The organism is Micromonospora sp. NPDC005163, assembly GCF_053599835.1.
Genome location: NZ_JBSFYP010000021.1, coordinates 98,750 through 117,933 on the forward strand (window position 1 = coordinate 98,750; position 19,184 = coordinate 117,933).

The following is a 19,184-nucleotide window of genomic DNA, read 5'->3' on the forward strand; positions in this document are numbered from 1 at the left end:
TCAGCCTCGACCCGATAGGAGGAGTTCACCGAAAGGGCGAAACCCCGCGATATCAGACACGCTACCGCGCACCGCCGATGCCGTACCAGCAGGCCGAAGAGTTGTTCATTCAGCGATGGCAGAGCCGTGGGTCAGCTGGCGGGATCGACGAGGACGCCGGGGTTGAGGATCCAGGACGGGTCGAGCGCGCTCTTGGTGGCGCGCAGCGCCAGCGCGACCGGGTCCGGACGCTGCCGGTCGTACCACGGTCGGTGGTCGCGGCCCACGGCGTGGTGGTGGGTGATGGTGCCACCGGCGGCGAGCAACGCGTCGGAGACGGCATGCTTGATCTGGTCCCACTGGGCGAGGGTGGCACCCCAGCGGCCGGTGGCGTACACGCCGAAGTAGGGGGCGGGACCGTCCGGGTAGACATGCGTGAAGCGGCAGGTGACCACACCGGTCGCGGCGACGGCCCGGAGCGCTTCCCCGGCCGCGTCGAGCACGGCGGCGCGCAGGGCGGGGAATCGGTCCCAGGTGCAGGCGGTCTCGAACGTCTCCACGATCATCGACCGGGCGGCGAGCGCGTCGCGCTGGTACGGCATCCGCAGGAACGCCGAGCGCCAGGCGTCGGCGGCGGTCCGCTGCCGTGGGCCGGACGGGTCGTCGCCGCGGGACGGCTCCGGCAGGGCTCCCCCGTGGTCGCGGCAGAGCTCGACGGCGCGGTCCAACCACGGTGTGACCGGGTGGTCGGCGGACTCGAAGCCCAGGACGAGCACACCGCCGCTGGTGGCGACACCGGCGTTGAGGAGAGCCTCCACCGGGTCGAGCAGCCGGCAGTTGCTCGGGTACAGGCCGGACTGGGCGATGGCCCGGGTGGCGGCGACCGCCCGGTCGTAGTCGGTGAAGTGCACCGAGGCGCCCGCCCGCCAGCGGGGCCGGTCCTGCAGCCGCATCCACGCCTCGGTGATGACGCCGAGCACGCCCTCCGAGCCGAGGAACAGCCGATCCGGGGACGGCCCGGCGCCAGAGCCGGGCAGCCGGCGCGACTGGCTGATGCCCGCCGGGGTGACCACCCGCATCGACTCCACCAGGTCGTCGATGTGGGTGAGGACGGTGGCGTAGTGACCGCCGGCGCGGGTGGCCAACCAGCCACCCAGGGTGGAGAACTCGAACGACTGCGGGAAGTGCCGCAGGGTGAGGTCGTACCGCCGAAGCTGATCCTCCAACGCCGGGCCGAACACACCGGCCTGGATGCGCGCCGCCCGGCTGGTCGGGTCCACCTCCAGCACCCGGTCGAGGCGCCCGAGGTCGAGACTGACCGCCGCGGGATACGCGTCGTCGAGCCTCGGCTCCACACCGCCAACCACCGACGAGCCGCCGCCGTACGGGATCACCGCGATGCCCCGGCCGGCGCACCAGTCGAGCACATCGACGACGTCCTGCTCGGTCATCGGCCGGACCACCAGATCCGGCGGGTCGTGGACGTCCCCGCGCAGGTTGCGGACGACGTCCCGGAACGCCTTGCCGTGGGTGTGCGCGGCCCGGTCGGCGAGGTCCGTCGAGCACAGTCGGGCCAGTGACGCCGGCGGATCGACCCGCGGCGCGCGCAGGCCCAGATCGGCCACCAGCGGGGCGACGTGCGCGGTCAGGTCGGCGTCGGGCAGCAGGGTACGCACCCGATCCACCAACGCCGTGGCCTCCGCGCCGGTCACCGCGTCCTCGACGTGCCCCCAGCCCCACCACGAACGGTGTTTCCCGGCCACGCGGCCTCCCCGTCGTCCACCATCGCCAGACGGACTCGCCGGTAACGTACTCGACGGCCGGCACCACGTCGATGCCGTCGTCCGAGCCGCGAGATTTTCGGCCACGGGCCGGCGAAGAGCGCGACGGCGACCTGGGCGACTCCGGCGGCGACGAGAGTCGGGCCCGCGCCGACGACGCCGATGACCGCGCCCCCGGCGAGCAGACCGATGGACACCGCGCCGTCGTGTACGAGACTCTCCGCTGCGAAGGCCGCTCGCCGGTCGGCGCCATCGGTGCGCGTGCTGATGATCCGGTTGAGGGCGCCGATGCCGAGCGGCATGCAGAAGCCACCAACGGCGGCCACGCACGCCAGCAGGACGACGGACGATGCCACGGCGGGCAGGGCCATGAACGTCACGCCGAGGACGGCCCATCCGATCGCCATCGTCGCGAGCGCCGGCATTCGCGGAACGAGCATCGGCGCCAGCAGCGCACCGCTGAGCGAGCCCAGGCCGTATCCGGTCATGCCTGCCGCTATGAGTACCCCGGGCCGCCCGGTCTCGGCGCCGAGGATCGCGAGACCGAGGGTGAACGCGAACCATACGAGCCCGCCGACTCCCGACATCGTCACGGCACGACGGATGTCCCTGTGCTGCGCCAGCACGTGCCGCAGGGCCGGAGCACCGGCCGAACGGGCTGACGGGGCGACCGCCGCGGTGGCGCGAACGGTGAGCAGGAGGACCGCTCCCGCACCGACGCCGGTGGCCTCTGCCCAGAGCAGGGGCAGCGGTCCGCCGACGGCCACGGCCCACCCGGCCAGCGGTGGCGCCAGGATCATCGTGCTGCGGTGCAGGAGATCCTGCCAGGCCAGCAACTTCGCCGCGACGGTGGACCCGAGGCTGTCGCCGATGTCCGAGAGCACCGCCCGTTGCCCCGGGCCACTCAGAGCGGTGGCACATCCGGTGACCAGCCCGGCGACGGCGAGGTGAACCGCACTGACCGTTCCGACAGCCGCGCCGATCGGAACGACGAGCAAGCCGACCACCTGGACCGCGAGCACCCAGGCGAGGGCTCTGCCCGTGGTCAGTCGCTGACGCAGGCGCCTGGCCCACCAGGGCGAGGCGAGCATGGGCAGGCCCACCGCCCCACCGACCAACCCGGTGGACCAGGCGGATCCGGTCTCGGCGAGCGCGACGAGCGGAAGCGCGACGGCTGTCGTACGTTGACCCATCCAGCTCACGAAGGTGGTTGTCAGCATGGCGGCGATTTCGCGTCTGGCGTTCACGCAGTAATCGTCGGGTGGGGCAGAAAGCGCTGGTAGTTGGCGGATCGGCATCGGAGCTCATAGCCTGGGGATATGAGCTCATTCCCCTCCGTCGAGGATCTCCGGTTGGTCGAGGCCGTGGCGCGGCACGGCTCTCTCGGAGCCGCCGGGCGGGAGCTGCTCATCAGCCAGCCGGCCGCGAGCAACCGCCTGGCCGCGCTCGAGCGGCGGGTCGGTGAACGGCTCTTCGACCGGGACACGACCGGGGCGCGGCCGACGCCGGCCGGTCGTGCGCTGTGCGCCGAGGCGACCCACGTGCTTGATCATCTGGGACGCATCTTCGACCGGACGCGCGCCGCCGCGCGGGCACGAACGTTCAACGTCGGCACCTTCAGCAGCCTCGCGCCGTTGCTCTTTCCGGCGCTCGACGTGCTGATGGACGACTCGACCGTCAACCAGGTGACGGACCATGGCGACAGGCTCGTGGAGTGGGTCGGCGAAGGGTCGCTGGACGCCGCGTTCGTCGCCGTCGCCAACCAGATGCGTCTACCCACCACCGTGAGCGCCGTACCGGTTGCGAGCGACCGACTGGCCGTCCTGACACCACCGGCAGCGTCGCTGCGCAAGGGCCGGCGGCCGTTCGCCGATCTCGACGTTGCCATCTACACCTACGACATGTCCACGGACACCCTGCACCAACGACTCTCCGGCCTCGGCGCCCGGCCTCGCACGGCGGCCACCGCGGAGACGGCCGTACGAATGGCGCGACTACTGGGATGCCCGGCCGTCCTGCCCCGCGGGCTCGGGCCCGCCTACGCCCAGGATGGGGACCGGGTGTCCGCCGCGCCCGTACCCGGCCGCCTCACGCTCTTCATGGTGAGCCGCCGCCCCACTCCGGCCGCCCTCGCGGCGGTGGTGAACCGGCTTGCTGGTCGCCTCGGGCTGCAGCGCCCAGCGCCGGGACGAGCCGAATGATCCGGCCGGTACGCGCCTCGCCAACATTGATATCCGACATCAGCGAGTCGGTGATCCATCAACCATTGTCAGGGCGCACGGCGCCCTTTTCGCCGACTGCTCGGCCCCGGGGGCTCAGCCGGTAAATTCGTTGACGCCGAGGGCGAAGTCCCAGTGGCCAACCCCGTTGCCGGCGAGGCCCACCGTGACCACGCCCACTCCTTCCAGCCAGTGCGCCATCTTCAGGCCGCCGACGTCCAGCGGGCGCAGCCCGAGGCTCTCGATGAATGCCGCCACGCCCGCCTTGGCCTGCGCATTGTCGCCAGCGATGAAGACGTTGGGCCGGCCCTTCTCCAGGACATTACGGAAGATGGTGTTGAATGCCTTCACCACGCTGGCGCTGGCCGGGGCCACCTTGGCGACCTCCTGCGCGATCGAGGTCTCCTCGCTGTGGGCCAGTCCGTCGAACGTGGCGTTGAAGGGGTTGCTGATGTCGACGATGACCTTGCCCGCGAGGGCGTCTCCGTACTCGGCGACGACCGGAACGACACCGTCGTACAACAGGGCCGTGATGACGATGTCCCCGGCCGGGACGGTGCCCCACTTGCCCGTCGTCGCGCCGCCGCCCAGAGCCTCGGCCAGGTCATCGGCCTTGGACTGATCGCGTCCCATGACCTCGACGGTGTTGCCGCCCGCCACCGCGAGCGTGCCGATGGTACGGGCCATGTTCCCCGTACCGATGAGGGTGATGCTGCTCATGAGGGTGCTTCCTGTTCTCGAGGTGTCGCTCTGTCTCGTTGTGGGGTGGTGCCCGCGGCATTCCTGGTGTGTGCTCAGATGGCGGTGGTGCCGCCGTCGGCGACCAGTTCCAGGCCGTTGACGTAGCTGGAGTCGTCGGAGGCGAGGAACAGGGCGACGGTGGCGATTTCTTCGGGGCGGCCCATCTTTCCGCGGGGGATGAGGGACTCGAATGCGGCCTTGGTTGCCTCGTCGAACAGTTCTTCCTGCTTGGCGGTGGCGACCTGGCCGGGGGTCAGGACGTTGACCCGGATCTTGCGGTCGCGCAGTTCGTTGAGCCAGACGCGGGCCCAGGCCTGCTGGACGGCTTTGCTTCCCGCGTAGAGGCTCCAGCCGGGGAAGGCGCCGAGGGAGGCGTTGGATCCGGTCATGAAGATCGAGCCGTTGTCGTTGATCAGCGGCAGTGCCTTCTGCACGGTGAACAGGGTGCCGCGCGCGTTGAGCCAGAAGGCGCGGTGGAACTGTTCCTCGGTGATCTCGCCGAGGACGGCGGGTTCGCCCATCCCGGCGCTGGCCCACAGCACGTCGATCGAGCCCTTTTCCCGCTTGACGGTGTCGTACAAGCGGTCCAGGTCGTCCAGTTCGGCCGCGTCACCCTGGACGGCGGTGACGTTGCGGCCGATCAGCTTGACGGCGTCGTCCAGTGCTTCCTGCCGCCGGGCCTGGATGAAGACGTGCGCTCCTTCCTCGACGAACAGTTTGGCGCCGGCCAGTGCCATGCCGGTGGATCCGCCGGTGATCACCGCTACCTTGCCATCGAGCTTTCCCACGATCACTCCGTTGAATTGATGGGTATCCGAAACAGTTCGGTTCTTATATACACCGGGCTGTGTACGTAACGTACCCGATGACTGGTCGGGGCGCAAGCTACATACACCGGTCGGTACCGACCCCACCCGTGGGACGCCCGGTGCGCCATGGCGCACCGACGATCATCGGGACCGCTCTCGCCTTGCGAAATCGCGGTCATCGCGATCGGCGCACGGTCCAGGCATATGTACACCGTACTGTATGCTTAACGTAACCGATGATCAACCCGTACGCAAGCTATGTAGACCGGTCTGTACCGAACGGTCTATACTGAAGGCATGACGGAGTTGGAGAAGGGCCCCCTGGGCCGGCGCCGTGGCAGGGGCGCACGCGAGCGCATCCTCAGCGCGTCACAGCAGCTGTTCCGCGATCAGGGCATCAACCGCACCGGCATGGACCAACTCTGCGCCGTGGCCCAGGTGTCCAAGCGCACGGCCTACCAGCACTTCACCAGCAAGGACGAACTCGTCGCCGAATACCTGCGCCGATTCGATCCCGACGTCATGCCCGGAGTGTTCGAGCGCACCGACCTCACACCCCGCGAACGACTCCTCGCCGCCTTCGAGATACCCGCGTCCACGCCCCTGTGCCCCTACATCGGGGCGGCCGTCGAACTCCACGACCCCCAACACCCCGCATCCCAGTACGCACGCGACTACAAGACCGCCATCGCCGCGCGGCTCACCGAAACCGCCCGCGAAGCCGGCGCCACCAACCCCGAACAACTCGGCGAACAACTGGCGCTGCTCATCGACGGCGCCTCGGCCCGCACCCGAGTCCTCAACAGCGAATCCTTCCCCACCGCCGCCGCCATCGCCGCCGTCCTCATCGACAACGCCATCCCCGCGTCATCTCCTCGGCAGCCCAGCGATGACCGCGGAACTACCGGGTCTGCTCCCGTTCCGGTGGGCGGCCAATGACGGCCCGATCACGCCCCGTCGGCCGGAAGACGACGTCGAGTTCGGCGCGGCCGGAGCGGTAGCTGCCGGGACTCGGGCTGGAGAGCGGGTCGCGAGATCTGGCCGCGGCCATCCGTACGTATCGTCGACTGAGTGACGGGCGTCGGCGGGCCGGACAGCGGTACGTCATCCCCGGAGTAGGGGACCACTCGCGCGCCGGTGGTGGCGGTTCGCTCAGGGCAGCGGGCCGTCGTTCCGCGCGGTCGCGCTGAGGCGATCCCGGATCAGCGCGATCACGGTGTCGGCGGTCCGGTCGAGGTGACTGCGGCCATCGGGTAGCCGGGCCTCCGGGCTGATGTAGCTGCGCGGACCCACGTGGGTGGCCGGGTCGAGGCGGTGCACGGTGATCTTCCCTGCGCGGTCGGCCCGGTTCCATCCGCTCCGGCGGAACAGCCGCCACCGCTGCGGGAACATCCAGGTGGCGACCCGCTCGATCCGGTCGCCGGCACTCGTGAGCTGGTCGAGGTGCTGGGCGTGGCTGATGTCGTTGGCGCCGTTGTGGAACCCGCCGAGAGTGATCAACCAGAGCGGAGGACGCAGCTGGGACCACAGTTCGTCCACCGCGCCGGTGGCGACCTGGGCGCCACCGCTGTAACTGAGCATCACCACGGGAATGCCGCTGTCGCGCCGATAGCCGGCGTCTCGGAGCTGAGTGGCGATCTGCGAGCCGACGGCGCGGTTGTACAGGGGACGGTACCGGCGGTCGGCGGCGACGAAGGTCTGCATCACGTTGTGCAGAAACAGCACCAGACCGATGCGGCGGCGCAGCCAGACCCACACCGGCCGGTCGGCGAGCGGCAGAGCCAGCGGGGAGTACGGCTGCACCTGGCCCAGCACCCTGAGCTCCGGCGCTCCGGCGATCAGGGCCTTGACCAGTCGGCCGCCGTCGCGGGTGTCGTGGAAGCGGCGTTTCCCGATACCGTCCAGATAGACCAGGTACGCGTCCGGGGGGCGGTCCGGGTCCGCGCCTCGGGCGGGGGGCATGCCCTTAGGTCGCGCCGCGGTGGGGCTCCGCCAGCCTGCGGCGTAGACCACCACCTCGTAGCGGGCGAGCAGTGCTTCGGCGAGCAGGACCGGTCCGATCCCGCCGAGCAGCAGCAGGAGCGCAAGTTCGATCACGGAAACCGCTCCGGTGCTCTTGTCGTGTTGAGCCGCACGACCAGGCGGCGGATGCCCTCGACGGCGACGCCGAGCCCGACTCCCGCGACGGCCACGCAGCCGGCGGCATCCCACCAGCCGAGCCCGGCCACCGTGGCCAGGGCAGTGGCGAGGCCGGCCCCCACTCCCACCATGAGGACCAGGTGCAGCAGCGGCCCGAGCAGCGGAAACGCGAGGACCGCGGCAAGCAGCAGCGGGGCGGCCAGGCACGGTGTCCAGGCCAGCGCGGATTCGTCGGACGACGCGGCGGGCAGCACCAGCTCGGCGAGGGTCCACGCGGACAGTGGCCAGAGCGCGAACACCGCGCCGTCGACCACGGCGCCGGCCAGCACCATCACCAACACCCTGGTGTGCGACACGCCGGACAGGCGTGCCACCACGGGCAGGAGGCGCCCGACGGCCTCGGACAGCCCGGCGAACAGCAGCATGACGGCGACGACCGGGGACATCGGTCAGCCCTGCGGTGGCAGGTCGGCAGAGGCCGGCTGAGCGGACGAGGCGGTCCGCTGCACGTAGCGCTCGAGTTCGTCGGCGGCGCGCGTATAGCCGCCTGCCTCGCGCTGGGCGACCCGCAGGGTGTTCGCGGCGGCCCGGAATCGGGGCTCGTCCAACAGGCGCCGGGCGAGGGCGCGCAGGACCTCCACCGTGACGTCCTCGGTGCGGATCGCGAGGCCGGCATCGAGCTCGACGATGCGGGACGCCACCAACGACTGGTCGGCGCCCTGCGGGACCACCAGCATCGGGACGCCGGCGTACAGGGCCTCGTTGACGCTGTTCACCCCGCCGTGGGTGATGAACAGCGCTGCACGGGACAGGACTTTCAGCTGCGGTACCGAGCGGTGGACGATCACGTTGGCCGGCAGCTGACCGACCGTGGCGGGGTCGGTGGGCCCGGTGGAGACGATCACGGTGCCGCCCAGCGGGGCGAGCGCGTTGGCAAAGGTGCGCAGCAACTGCGGGTCGGCGCCGAACACCGTGCCCAGCGAGGCGTAGAGCACCGGATCGCGCAGCTGATCGAGCGGGAACGACGAGTCGGCTGGGCGGGCACCGATGCTCGGCCCGACGAACCGGTAGGACTGGTCGAAACTGTCGGCCTCGGGGTGGAACGCCCGCGAGGTGTAGACCAGGTTGAGCGGCTGGCGGATGTTCGCCAGGTCGATCAGGGGCACCGCTTCCGTGTCGTACCGGCGGCTCAGCTCCCAGCGCGACTTCAGGTACCCCGCGGTGGGGCGGGGCTTGACCGCCGCCGCCGCGAGCAGCTCCCAGGAGCCGTGGGTGGGGCTGGGCACGTGCCGGTTGAACGCGAACGTGGTGAACGACGACGCCGCCGGTACGTCGAGTTCGCGGGCGACCACCGGCCCCCACAGGCAGAGGGAGTCGTGCACGACCAGATCCGGCCGGGCACCGCGCAGATCGGTGAGGACGGCGGGCAGCACGCGTACGGCGGTGCGCGCGAGCTGCTCCATCACCGTGACGGGCGTCGGCGGGCCGGACAGCGGTATGTCATCCCCGGAGTAGGCGACCACTCGCGCGCCGGTGGTGGCGATTTCCTCCGCGTAGGCGGGCGTCGTGTGGTAGGTGACGGAGTGGCCACGGCGCACAAGCTCAGCCACGACCGGCAGCGTCGGGTTGATGTGCCCGTGCATGGCGATGTTGAGGAACGCGATCGCGCTCATCGGCCGACCCTGGACGGGGGGAAGACCCGCGCCCGACAACACGTAACGATCATGATCCGCCTTCCTCGGTGACAGGGTAGACGCTGCCAGATGGCCCAGTGCCGCGGGCAGAGTTCTCGCCCTGGTTCGCGCGTGCTCCCCCACGTCGCGCGGGTCCTGGCCGCAGTCGGGCCGGCTGCCGGCCCCGCCACCGGGCACGGCCGACCTCCGTCCAGCTCACTCGGCACGGGCGGCACGCGTTTCAGCGGCACGCGGCCGCGCTGGAGCACATCGTCGGCGCCGCCACGCGCCAGCGGAGCCAACCAGGCCGGTGATCGGCAGTTGAACACGGGAAGTACGTGCGACGGCGAGCACAGCGGGAAGGTCGGTTGGATGAATGACCCATCGGAGCTGGCGCGAAGCGCGCTCCAGCGAATCCACCAGGCTGCCGTGAGACATCGGGACCTTGAGCTACACCACGCGGCCGACGACATCGTCCGAGCGGCCCTGGCGAGGGGCCTCGATCCGGGGCCTGTCGAGTCGTACCGCCCCTGCCCCATGTGCGGTGCCGAGGCGGGACAGTTGTGCATCAACGTCCCTGGTCACCCCGTGACCCCGGCCGACATGCACCTTGAGCGTACGCAAAAGGAGACCCCGTAGAGACCTGGTTTGGTCCCGGTAAGCCCTCGAAGGCGACCTCGCCAGGCTCTGCGGGCAGCTACCGCACGCAGCCCATCTCCATCAACGGGGCCTTGACCCTGTTCGGTAGGCCGACCGCGCGAAGCATGCGGTCGGGTTGGCGGCGCAGTCGCTCCATCGCCCGCGCCGTCGCGTCATCGGCCGGCAGGAGAACGACCAGCTCCTGCGCGTCGGTTCGCGGCAACTCGAGCTTCTCCCGCTGCCACCGAAGCTCCTGCCCGATGGGATGGTTGAGCCGAAACGGGGCGGGCGGTGGGGGCAGGTGGCGGTTGAGTCGTCGGGTGAACTCCATGCCAGCCAGGGGGGCGAGCTCGGCACGGAACCATTCGGAGGTTTCCGCAGAAGGCCCCAGCCACAGGTCGAAGGCACGCTCGTCGGCCACCTGCTCCCAATCGGGGAAGAATGTCCGGGCACGCGAATCGGTGAACACGTAACGCGTCAGGTTTGGCGTTCCGCTCTCGAGCAGCCCGATCCCACGCATCAGCAAGTTGTTGCTCAACCAGGGCGACGACAACTGCGCGCAACCGCTTGCCGGCCCACCGGACGCCGCTCGACCATGTGCGCATGCGGCCAGGACGTCGTGTCATTCTCGGGGTCGACGTGGGCGCCACGGCGGTGCGGGCGGCCGCGTTCGCGCTGGACGGCACCGCGCGACACGTCGCGAGGCGGAAGTACCCGCTCCTGCAGCCGGCGCCCGGCTGGCAGGTACAGGATCCGGACGTACTCGTGGCGGCCACCCTGGAGGCGACGTCCGCGTGTGTCGCCGACACCGCCGGGGCGGAGGTCGTCGCCCTCGCGATGAGCTCCGCCATGTACGGCCTGATCGGGCTCGGCGCGGCGATGACGCCGGTGACGCCGCTGCTGACCCGGGCCGACTCGCGGTCGTCGGAGGCGGCCCGCGACCTGCGGATCTCCGGGCAGGGCCGGGAACTGCACTGGTTGACGGGCACGCCGGTGCACCCGATGAGCCCGCTGTGCAAGCTCATGTGGTTTGCCCGCCATGAGCCGTACCTCTGCACGGCGACCCGGTGGTGGATCGGCCTCAAGGACTACCTGCTCTACCGGCTCACCGGCAAGCTGGTGACCGAGCTGTCCTCGGCCTCCGGAACCGGGATGTTCGACGTCCACCGTCGGGCGTGGAGCCGCGCCGTGCTCGACCTCGTCGGTGTGTCGGAGAGTCAACTGCCCCCGGTCCTGCCCACGACCGCGGCGTTGCGGCTCTCGGCCCCTGCCGGACGGGCCGTCGGCCTCCCGTCCGGTACACCCGTCGTCGTGGGTGCGGGCGACGGCCCTTTGCACAACCTCGGCGCGGCGGCGATCGACAGCACCGTCGGCAACCTGTCGCTCGGGGCCACCGGGGCCCTGCGCACGGTCGTCTCGGCTCCGCTCGTCGACGAGGCGGAAACCCTCTTCTGCGACGCGCTGACCGAGGACGCGTGGGTTGTCGGCGGAGCGGTCAGCAACGGCGGCAACGTCGTACGTTGGGCGGGACGTGCCCTCGCGCCCGACCTCGACCATGCCGCGCCCACGCTTCTGGATCTCGCCGAGCGGATTCCCCCGGGAAGCGACGGCCTCGTGATGCTCCCCTATCTGCTCGACGACCCGGCAGCAGGATCCGACCCGCCGGGGGCGTACCTGGGGCTGCGGAGCGAGCACTCCCGCGGCCACCTGGTGCGGGCCGCCGTCGAAGGCGTGTGCCTGCAACTCGGTGTCGTCCTCGACCGCGTGGCCGAGCTGACGCCGATCAGCAGCGTCCGGCTGACCGGTGACGCCTTCCGCTCTCCACTGTGGCGCGAGGTGATGGCCGCCGTTCTGGATCGTCCGGTCCAGGCGGCGGGTGACGGCGATGACGCCGCCCTCGGCGCGGCCGCGCTCGGACTCTTCGCGATCGGCCTCGCTCCCGATCTCAAGGGGGCTGTCACCCAGCTCGATCCCGGCCGTGCCCGCAGCGAGCCGATCGCGGTCGACCCCGCCCTCGCCGCGACCTATCGCGGCCTGCGCGCGAAGCTGCCCGCGCTCATCAGCGCCGCGGGCCGGGTGGGTGAGATCCTCGACGAGGTGGCGGCCGGACCGTCCCCACCCGTGGGCTTCAGTGCTCCGGCTCCTCCTTGACCTGGGCCACGAGCTGGGTCGGGTTGACGTACCGCAGCGCGACGACGAGGAGCACGAGCATCATCGAGGTGTAGATCACCGCCATCGCGTCGACTGACTGCTGCGCCCTGATCCCGGACGCGGACATCGAGTAGTAGAGCGCCACGACGATGGTCTGCGAGTCGGGCCCCGCGGTCAGGAAGGTGAGCTCGAACATGCCCACGGTCCGGACGAGCACGAGGATCGCGGAGGCGAGGATGCCCGGCACCAGCAACGGCGTGAGGACCCGGAGGAAGACCGTCCGCAGGCCCGCGCCGCACATGCGCGCGGCGCTCTCGATCCGCGGGTCGATCTGCTCGATGAACGGGGTCATGGTCAGGATGACGAAGGGAACCGACGGTACGAGGTTGGCGAGCACGACCCCGGACATGTTCCCGGCCAGCCCGAACTTGTAGAGGACGGTCGCCAGCGGGATGCCGTACGTGATCGGGGGCATCAGGATGGGCAGCAGGAACACGAGGAAGATCAGCCGCTTGCCGGGGAACGACCGCCGCGCGAGGACGTAGGCCGCCGGCACGCCGATCAGCAGCGAGAGGCCAACGACGAGCACGGAGACCTCGAGCGTCACGACGATGACCTGCATGAGCGCGAACTCGTCCCAGGCCCGGCCGTACCAGCTGGTGGTGTAGCCGTCGGGGAGCCAGGTGTCGAACCAGCGCTGGCCGAACGAGCTGACCAGCACGGACGCCACGACGCCCAGCAGGTTGAGGAAGAAGAAGATGACGACGCCCCACACGATCCAGGCGGCCGGTCGCGCGGCGATGCGCCGCCGCCGGTCGGTGGTGGCGGGGGGCCGCGCTGGTGGCGCCTGGGTGATCGTTGCCATCAGCCCTTGCCTCCGGTGGAGCCGGTGTAGAGACGGTTGCGCGCCGCCAGGACCACCGCGATGATGACCAGCTCGACGAACCCCATGATCATTGCGATCGCCGAGGCGTACGGGTAGTCGTACTGCTCGTACGCCGCCTGGTACGCGGCGAGGGAGATGACCCGCGTCTCGCCCGCCGGATTGCCGACCAGGACGGCCGACGGGAACACGCTGAACGCCAGCACGAACGTCAGGCAGAAGGTCGTGGCCAGGCCCGGCATCAGCAACGGGAGCGTGATCCGCAGGAACCGGCGACGCCAGTCCGCCCCGAGCGTCGCGGCCGCCCGTTCCAGGGTCGGGTCGATGCCCGAGAGATAGGAGAGCACCAGCAGGAACGCGAACGGAAAGCCGGTGATCACCAGCGAGAAGAACACGCCCCAGTAGTTGTGGATCAGCCGCACCGGCTCGTCGACGAGGTTCGTGGCGAGCAGGATCCGGTTGAACCAACCGGTCGGGCCGAGGAAGTTCAGCAGCCCCTGGGCGGTGAGCACCGTGCCGAGCGTGATCGGCACGACCAGCAGTGTGGTGACCAGCCGCTTGCCCCGGAACCGACCGCGCATCCGGTAGGCGATCGGCACGGCGGCGAGGACGTTCAGGAGCGCGGCAGGCAGCGCGATCCGCAGCGTGATCCAGATCGTGCCCCGCTCGTACGCGTCGGAGAAGAACCGGGCGTAGTCGCTGAACGGCCCGCCGTTGGTCGGCTGGAACGAGAGCGTCAGGCCGTAGAAGAACGGGTAGAGGAACAGGGCGATGACGAAGATCAGGGCCGGGACCAGCAACCAGAGTTGCCGATCGACGCCCCGCTCCGCGAGACGGTGCCGCCAGTGCGCCAGCGGCCTGCCCGGCCCGGCGCCGCTCACCGCGCGGCCTCCGAGGTGTCCGCGAGCTGGTCGGGCCGGGGGTCGGTGGCCTGCTCCGCGCCTGCGGAATAGACGAGGAGCCGCTGCGGGTCGATGGCGACCTTGACCTGGTCGCCCGGTGCGATCCGCTGCTCGGTACGCAGGTGCAGCAGCTGTCCCGTCTCGGTGCGGGCCTCGGCGGCCAACTCGCGGCCCTGGTACTCGACCACCTCGATGCTCGCCGACATGGTGTTGTGGGCCTCGCCGGGCCCGTCGACGCGGATGTCCTCCGGGCGTACCGCGACCACCGCCTCCGCACCGGCCTGGAGGTCGCCCATGGCCTCGCCGAGCAGGCGATGACGGGAAGACTCGACCGTGGCCCGGGCGCCGTCCAGCTGCTCCACCCGTCCCCGCCACAGGTTGCGGTAGCCCATGAAGTCGGCGACGTGCCAGTTCGCCGGCCGGTTGTGCATCTCGCGTGGCGACCCGATCTGCTGCACCCGCCCCTCCCGCAGCACGACCAGCCGGTCGGCCAGGGAGAGCGCCTCCTCCTGGTCGTGGGTGACGTAGACGGTGCTGAGCCCCAGCGACTGGTGCAGCCGGCGAATCTCGGTGCGCATCTCCAGGCGCAGTTTGGCGTCGAGGTTGCTCAACGGCTCGTCCATCAGCACGAGGGAGGGCTCGAACACGACGGCTCGGGCGATGGCGACGCGCTGCTGCTGGCCACCCGAGAGTTGGCCGGGCAGCTTGTCGACGTGGGCCTCGAGCCGCACCAGCCGCACCGCCTCCTGCGTACGCCGGCGAATCTCCTCCTTCGGTAGCCGCCGCATGCGCAGCCCGAAGGCGATGTTCGCGCGGACCGTCAGGTGGGGAAAGAGGGCGTAGCTCTGGAACACCATACCGAAGCCGCGGCGCTCCGGTGGCAGCGTGTCGATCCGGCGCTCGTCCTGCCAGATACTCCCCTGCGTCAACGGCAGGAGCCCGGCCAGGCAGTTCAGGGCCGTCGACTTGCCGCAGCCGGACGGGCCGAGCAGGGCGATGAACTCGCCCGCCTCGATTGTCAGGTCCAGCTCGGTGAGCGCGTCCTGGCCGCCGAACCGGCGGGACACGCCATCCAACCGCAGCTGGGAGAAGGCGCTCATCCCTGCTTGACCTTCCCGCCGCCGATCTCGCGGTCCCAGCGGTTGAACGCCGCCACGAGGCTCTTCGCGTCGAGCGGGACCTCGGTCGGGTTGCCGGCGATCAGCGCGTCGTACTCCGGGCGGCCGAACTCCCGGATCGCGTCCTGGCTCTTCTGCGGCGCCGACGAGAGCTGGACGTCCTTCACCGCCGGCCCCGGATAGAAGTAGCCCTCGTCGTACGCCTTCGCCTGCTGCTCAGGGGTGAGCATGAACGCCAGCAGGGCCAGCACCGCGGCCTGCGTGTCGGTCGACACGCCCTTGGGCATGACGGCGTAGTGCGCGTCGGTGACCCAGTGGAAACCGTCGATCGTGGCGATCCTGGCCTCCTTCGGCACCGTACCCAGCACGCGGGGGTTGATGTCCCAACCGGTCGTGCTGACGATCAGGTGAGCGGTGCCGTTGGCGAGGTTCTTCATCGTCTCGGTGGTGCCGGACGGGTAGTAGTCGACGTACTGGCCCAGCTCCTTGAGAAAGGCCCACGTCTTGTCCCACCCCGCCGCGGGATCCTTCGGGTTCGTGTCGCCCAGGATGTAGGGCAGGCCCATCAGGAACGTCCGGCCCGGGCCGGAGTTGGCCGGCCGGGCGTACTGGAACTTGCGGGGGTTCGCCTTGGCCCAGGCGAGCAGGGCGTCCGCGCTCGTCGGCGGCGCGGAGAGGCGGGACGGCAGGTATTCGAGCAGCGGGCCGGACGGATAGTAGGTGACCGTGACGCCGGCGTTGCCGGCGAGCTGCTGCATCGCGGCGGCCGGTTCCAGGTAGTTCCGCATGCCGCCGAGGCGGTCCTGGAACTTCGGCAGCACGTCCGTCCAGAGCCCCTGCTCGATGCCGGCCGCCAGGCCGTCGACGCCGGTCAGCACGAGACCGATGTCCACCCGGTCGGCTCCCTGCTGAGCCTTGATCTTGCCGGCCAGTTCGGGCGCCGGCGCCTTCGAATACGTCACCCGGGAGATCACGTTGGGGTTCTTCGAGACGAACTCGTCGATCATCGCCTGCGTCAGCTGCAGGTTGCCGGCGACGTCGAGAACGTTGAGCGTCACGGCCCGGGCGGGCCGCTCCGGTACCTCGCCCGTGGTGTCGCCCGAGGTTTTGCCGGGACCTTCCGGCGCCCCACACCCGACCGCGCCCACGAAGAGCGACGATGCCGTGACCATGAGAGCGCCGCGCCGCGTCATACCCATGAGTCGTTCCCTTCATCGACTACCCGGGCCGGCCAGGTAGGTCCACGCTCTGCCCAGGTGGGTCGCCTCGGCGAGGCCGCCCTACATGCGCCATCTGTGGAGCATTGAGACAGCCTGCGGGGCCGAACAGCAACGGGTTGCCATGTATTGCCTCGCGCGAATGCGCGCAGGAGAACCGACTGTTGCGAGGGCATTGCCGAGTACTCACCGGCGTCATAGCATGATCATGGCGCGTAGCCCGGGGGGAGCATGAAGATGCCCGACCACACCAGGCCGCCAGACAAGAGGGCCACGATCTACGACGTCGCGGCCGAAGCCAATGTCTCACCGTCCACGGTGTCCCGCGCCTTCTCCAAGCCGAGCCGCGTCAATTCCGAGACGGCCGAACGGGTCCGGCAGGTCGCCGAGCGGCTGGGCTACCGGACCAACCCGCTGGCACGCGCCCTCACCACGTCCCGGACGCACATGATCGCGCTCGTCATCCCCGACATCACCAACCCGGTCTACGCCGAGATCGTCCGCGGGGCGCAGGAGGCATCGCTCGGCGGCGAATACACCACCGTGCTGATCGACGCCCAGGAGTCCGACCGCCTGGAACGGGCGGTGATCGAACGAACGATGTCGACCGTCGACGGGTTCCTGCTGGCCAGCAGCCGGATGTCCGACTCGGCCATCCGGATGTTCGCCAAGCAGCGGCCGGTGGTCGTCCTCAACCGCGCCATCGCCGACGTGCCCTGCGTCGTGACGGACAACCCGCGCGGGGTTCGGCGGGCCGCCGAGCACCTCGGCGAGTTGGGGCACGACCACATCACGTACGTCGCGGGGCCGGAGGCGTCCTGGGCGAACGGTATCCGCTGGCGGTCGCTGCTCGAAGCGGGCATGGAGCTGGAGATCAAGGTACGCAAGATCGGCCCGTTCAGCCCGACCATGGAGGGCGGCGAGCGGGCCGCCGAGGAGCTGTGCGCGCATCCGGCGACGGCTGTCCTCGCCTTCAACGACCAGATGGCGATCGGCCTCATCCGCGGCCTCAGCTGGATGGGGGTCAACGTTCCCGGCGACGTCAGCGTCGTCGGTTTCGACAACATCCTCGCCGCTGACATCGTCACGCCCGGGCTGACCACGGTCGCGGCACCGTTCTACGCGGAGGGCTCGGCCGCCACCCGGCACCTGCTCACGATGATCGAGGGAGCGCCCGGGCACACCGGCAGACCGATGGTCCTGCCGGTACGCCTCGTGGTCCGCCGCTCGACGGCCGAACGCAACCCAAGCCCGGGGCAGGCCCGACCGCCATGGCTACGGCAGCGGCCGGCACCCAACCCGGCGGCCCACCTGTCGTGATCCCGTAAGCCACGGGCCGACGGTGTCTGCACCTACCCCTGGTCAGCCCGGCTGCGGTCCGGAAAGTCTCCGGAAATTCCGACGGTGACAACCCCGATTTCGGCTTCTGGGCCGGGACATCGAGGTGGTCAGCTCAAGCCGAAGTCGATCTGATAGGGCTGTTGGGCAGGATGAATGCCCTCCCGAGGAATGCCGATCGCCCAGGCCAAGCTTCCAACGCTGTTTCCGAAAATTGTTGACAAGCCGACCGGAGGGTCAATACGGTCGCCATCGACGGTGCTCGATCACCGTCGATGGCACCCACCGCGACCCACTCCCCCGGTCGTCGCGCAGGACGACCAACCACCACCACGTGGTACGCGCCGATGCCCGCCCGGCCATCGCCTGGCCGCCGGTTCGTGCCGCACCGCTGGCCTCCCGCCAGCCGTCACGAGGAGGACGCACGTCCATGGACGACATGAACCACACACCCACCAGACCGAGAGGGCGCGGCCGCATGCGGTTGCTCCTCGGCGCCGCGTGCGCCGCGGTGGTGGCCGTCAGCAGCACGGTGCTGGCCACCAACGCGTACGCCGAGGCCGATCGGACCGTCAGCTCGAACGCCACCGGCACGCACAACGGGTTCTTCTACTCGTTCTGGAAGGACAGTGGCAACGCCAGCATGACGCTGCGCGCCGATGGCCGATACTCCAGCCAGTGGGGCAGCGGCACCAACAACTGGGTCGGTGGCAAGGGTTGGGCCACCGGCAGCCGCAGGACGATCAGCTATTCGGGCACCTACAGCCCGAACGGCAACAGCTACCTCGCCCTGTACGGATGGACGCGGAACCCGCTGATCGAGTACTACGTCGTGGAGAACTTCGGCACCTACAACCCGAGCACCGGCGCCACCCGGGTCGGCTCCGTCACCACCGACGGCGGCACCTACGACCTGTACCGCACCCAGCGGGTCAACCAGCCGTCCATCGACGGCATCGCCACGTTCTACCAGTACTGGAGCGTCCGTCAGCAGAAGCGCACCGGTGGCACCATCACCACCGCCAACCACTTCGACGCCTGGGCCCGCGCCGGCTTGAACCTCGGCACCAACCACAGCTACCAGATCATGGCCACCGAGGGCTACCAGAGCAGCGGCAGCTCCGACATCACCGTCCGGGAAGGCGGTGGCGGCAACCCCGGCCCCGGGCCCACCACCGGCAACCCGGGAGGCGGCAACTGCACCGCGACGCTCTCCGCCGGCCAGCAGTGGGGCGACCGGTTCAACCTCAACGTCGCGGTCAGCGGCACCAGCAACTGGGTCGTCAGCCTCGGCCTTGGTGGCGGCCAGAGCCTGCAGAACAGTTGGAACGCCTCCGTCAGCGGCACGAGCGGAACCATCACCGCCAGACCGAACGGCAACGGCAACAACTTCGGCGTGACGATCATGGCCAACGGCAACTGGACCTGGCCGACGGTCACCTGCCGAACCGGCTGACCCCGACCAGCTCCGGACAACCGCACCTGTGGCGGGGGGGGGGGGGGGGGGGGGCCCCCCCCCCCCCGGGGGGGTGACCCCCCCCCCCCCCCCCCCCCGGCGGGGGCGGGGGGGGGGTGGGCGGGTGCTCCCGGCGCCG

18 protein-coding genes are annotated in these 19,184 nt (G+C 70.2%); 6 read left to right on the forward strand and 12 right to left on the reverse strand.

Features of this window, described 5'->3' with window-relative positions:
• Positions 1-131 precede the first annotated feature (131 nt).
• Together ACWD6N_RS16860 and ACWD6N_RS16865 are read right to left on the reverse strand one after the other, a co-directional pair.
• Entirely contained in the window at positions 132-1,742 is a 1,611-nt protein-coding gene (locus ACWD6N_RS16860; RefSeq protein WP_387327558.1) for an FAD-binding oxidoreductase, read from the reverse strand.
• Positions 1,688-3,007 (reverse strand): MFS transporter, encoded by a 1,320-nt coding sequence (locus ACWD6N_RS16865; RefSeq protein ID WP_387327561.1) that lies wholly within the window; start codon positions 3,005-3,007, stop codon positions 1,688-1,690. Before ACWD6N_RS16865 ends, ACWD6N_RS16860 begins: the two co-directional genes overlap by 55 nt.
• Positions 3,008-3,079: 72 nt before the next feature.
• Here ACWD6N_RS16865 and ACWD6N_RS16870 point away from each other — a divergent pair, with 72 nt between their 5' ends.
• Complete coding sequence (locus ACWD6N_RS16870) at positions 3,080-3,961, forward strand: LysR family transcriptional regulator (protein WP_450004973.1); 882 nt, start codon at positions 3,080-3,082, stop codon at positions 3,959-3,961.
• A 114-nt stretch (positions 3,962-4,075) separates the two neighbouring features.
• Here ACWD6N_RS16870 and ACWD6N_RS16875 read toward each other — a convergent pair whose 3' ends face one another.
• Together ACWD6N_RS16875 and ACWD6N_RS16880 are read right to left on the reverse strand one after the other, a co-directional pair.
• Positions 4,076-4,699 carry an NADPH-dependent F420 reductase gene (locus ACWD6N_RS16875; RefSeq protein WP_387327568.1) on the reverse strand — a complete coding sequence of 208 codons (624 nt, stop codon included), beginning with the start codon at positions 4,697-4,699 and terminating at the stop codon, positions 4,076-4,078.
• 74 nt (positions 4,700-4,773) lie between these two features.
• Positions 4,774-5,508 (reverse strand): SDR family NAD(P)-dependent oxidoreductase, encoded by a 735-nt coding sequence (locus ACWD6N_RS16880; RefSeq protein WP_354965747.1) that lies wholly within the window; start codon positions 5,506-5,508, stop codon positions 4,774-4,776.
• Between the two features lie 318 nt (positions 5,509-5,826).
• Between ACWD6N_RS16880 and ACWD6N_RS16885 the strand changes: the two genes are divergently transcribed.
• Positions 5,827-6,468 carry a TetR/AcrR family transcriptional regulator gene (locus ACWD6N_RS16885; protein ID WP_354965748.1) on the forward strand — a complete coding sequence of 214 codons (642 nt, stop codon included), beginning with the start codon at positions 5,827-5,829 and terminating at the stop codon, positions 6,466-6,468.
• Between the two features lie 213 nt (positions 6,469-6,681).
• Here ACWD6N_RS16885 and ACWD6N_RS16890 read toward each other — a convergent pair whose 3' ends face one another.
• From ACWD6N_RS16890 to ACWD6N_RS16900, 3 genes are read right to left on the reverse strand one after another with little or no spacing between them, the layout of a single operon-like run.
• Entirely contained in the window at positions 6,682-7,626 is a 945-nt protein-coding gene (locus ACWD6N_RS16890; protein WP_387327572.1) for a hypothetical protein, read from the reverse strand.
• Positions 7,623-8,114: a hypothetical protein gene (locus ACWD6N_RS16895; protein ID WP_354965750.1), complete on the reverse strand. Its 492-nt coding sequence runs from the start codon at positions 8,112-8,114 to the stop codon at positions 7,623-7,625. Before ACWD6N_RS16895 ends, ACWD6N_RS16890 begins: the two co-directional genes overlap by 4 nt.
• Positions 8,115-8,117: 3 nt before the next feature.
• Positions 8,118-9,341: a macrolide family glycosyltransferase gene (locus ACWD6N_RS16900; RefSeq protein ID WP_354965751.1), complete on the reverse strand. Its 1,224-nt coding sequence runs from the start codon at positions 9,339-9,341 to the stop codon at positions 8,118-8,120.
• Positions 9,342-9,713: 372 nt separating this feature from the next.
• Here ACWD6N_RS16900 and ACWD6N_RS16905 point away from each other — a divergent pair, with 372 nt between their 5' ends.
• A complete protein-coding gene (locus tag ACWD6N_RS16905; RefSeq protein WP_449937544.1) occupies positions 9,714-9,980 on the forward strand; it encodes a zinc finger domain-containing protein in 267 nt (88 codons plus the stop codon).
• A gap of 58 nt (positions 9,981-10,038) precedes the next feature.
• Here ACWD6N_RS16905 and ACWD6N_RS16910 read toward each other — a convergent pair whose 3' ends face one another.
• Entirely contained in the window at positions 10,039-10,518 is a 480-nt protein-coding gene (locus tag ACWD6N_RS16910; RefSeq protein ID WP_354965752.1) for an MmyB family transcriptional regulator, read from the reverse strand.
• Between the two features lie 65 nt (positions 10,519-10,583).
• On the opposite strand from ACWD6N_RS16910, the gene ACWD6N_RS16915 reads away from it, so the two are divergent.
• A complete protein-coding gene (locus ACWD6N_RS16915) occupies positions 10,584-12,131 on the forward strand; it encodes a gluconokinase (RefSeq protein WP_354965753.1) in 1,548 nt (515 codons plus the stop codon).
• Here the strand turns inward: ACWD6N_RS16915 and ACWD6N_RS16920 are convergent.
• From ACWD6N_RS16920 to ACWD6N_RS16935, 4 genes are read right to left on the reverse strand one after another with little or no spacing between them, the layout of a single operon-like run.
• Positions 12,109-12,996 (reverse strand): ABC transporter permease, encoded by an 888-nt coding sequence (locus ACWD6N_RS16920; protein WP_354965754.1) that lies wholly within the window; start codon positions 12,994-12,996, stop codon positions 12,109-12,111. The genes ACWD6N_RS16915 and ACWD6N_RS16920 overlap by 23 nt on opposite strands.
• The gene (locus ACWD6N_RS16925; protein ID WP_354965755.1) at positions 12,996-13,895 is read right to left on the reverse strand and encodes an ABC transporter permease; all 900 of its coding nucleotides are present in this window, start codon (positions 13,893-13,895) and stop codon (positions 12,996-12,998) included. The genes ACWD6N_RS16920 and ACWD6N_RS16925 overlap by 1 nt, the downstream gene beginning before the upstream one ends.
• Positions 13,892-15,016 (reverse strand): ABC transporter ATP-binding protein, encoded by a 1,125-nt coding sequence (locus ACWD6N_RS16930; protein WP_387327578.1) that lies wholly within the window; start codon positions 15,014-15,016, stop codon positions 13,892-13,894. Before ACWD6N_RS16930 ends, ACWD6N_RS16925 begins: the two co-directional genes overlap by 4 nt.
• Entirely contained in the window at positions 15,013-16,233 is a 1,221-nt protein-coding gene (locus ACWD6N_RS16935; protein WP_354965757.1) for an ABC transporter substrate-binding protein, read from the reverse strand. Before ACWD6N_RS16935 ends, ACWD6N_RS16930 begins: the two co-directional genes overlap by 4 nt.
• Positions 16,234-16,488: 255 nt before the next feature.
• Between ACWD6N_RS16935 and ACWD6N_RS16940 the strand changes: the two genes are divergently transcribed.
• On the forward strand, positions 16,489-17,571 hold the full coding sequence (locus tag ACWD6N_RS16940) for a LacI family DNA-binding transcriptional regulator (protein WP_354965758.1): 1,083 nt from the start codon (positions 16,489-16,491) through the stop codon (positions 17,569-17,571).
• A gap of 496 nt (positions 17,572-18,067) precedes the next feature.
• A complete protein-coding gene (locus tag ACWD6N_RS16945; RefSeq protein WP_354965759.1) occupies positions 18,068-19,045 on the forward strand; it encodes a glycoside hydrolase family 11 protein in 978 nt (325 codons plus the stop codon).
• Positions 19,046-19,184 lie beyond the last annotated feature (139 nt).

Excerpts from the sequence above, each read along its gene's own strand:
- ACWD6N_RS16895 (WP_354965750.1), bottom strand. The coding sequence starts at position 8,114 with ATGTCCCCGGTCGTCGCCGTCATGCTGCTGTTCGCCGGGCTGTCCGAG.
- ACWD6N_RS16915 (WP_354965753.1), top strand. The coding sequence starts at position 10,584 with ATGCGGCCAGGACGTCGTGTCATTCTCGGGGTCGACGTGGGCGCCACG.
- ACWD6N_RS16900 (WP_354965751.1), bottom strand. The coding sequence starts at position 9,341 with ATGAGCGCGATCGCGTTCCTCAACATCGCCATGCACGGGCACATCAAC.
- ACWD6N_RS16875 (WP_387327568.1), bottom strand. The coding sequence starts at position 4,699 with ATGAGCAGCATCACCCTCATCGGTACGGGGAACATGGCCCGTACCATC.
- ACWD6N_RS16935 (WP_354965757.1), bottom strand. The coding sequence starts at position 16,233 with ATGGGTATGACGCGGCGCGGCGCTCTCATGGTCACGGCATCGTCGCTC.
- ACWD6N_RS16940 (WP_354965758.1), top strand. The coding sequence starts at position 16,489 with ATGCCCGACCACACCAGGCCGCCAGACAAGAGGGCCACGATCTACGAC.
- ACWD6N_RS16885 (WP_354965748.1), top strand. The coding sequence starts at position 5,827 with ATGACGGAGTTGGAGAAGGGCCCCCTGGGCCGGCGCCGTGGCAGGGGC.
- ACWD6N_RS16945 (WP_354965759.1), top strand. The coding sequence starts at position 18,068 with ATGCGGTTGCTCCTCGGCGCCGCGTGCGCCGCGGTGGTGGCCGTCAGC.
- ACWD6N_RS16920 (WP_354965754.1), bottom strand. The coding sequence starts at position 12,996 with ATGGCAACGATCACCCAGGCGCCACCAGCGCGGCCCCCCGCCACCACC.
- ACWD6N_RS16905 (WP_449937544.1), top strand. The coding sequence starts at position 9,714 with ATGAATGACCCATCGGAGCTGGCGCGAAGCGCGCTCCAGCGAATCCAC.
- ACWD6N_RS16870 (WP_450004973.1), top strand. The coding sequence starts at position 3,080 with ATGAGCTCATTCCCCTCCGTCGAGGATCTCCGGTTGGTCGAGGCCGTG.
- ACWD6N_RS16930 (WP_387327578.1), bottom strand. The coding sequence starts at position 15,016 with ATGAGCGCCTTCTCCCAGCTGCGGTTGGATGGCGTGTCCCGCCGGTTC.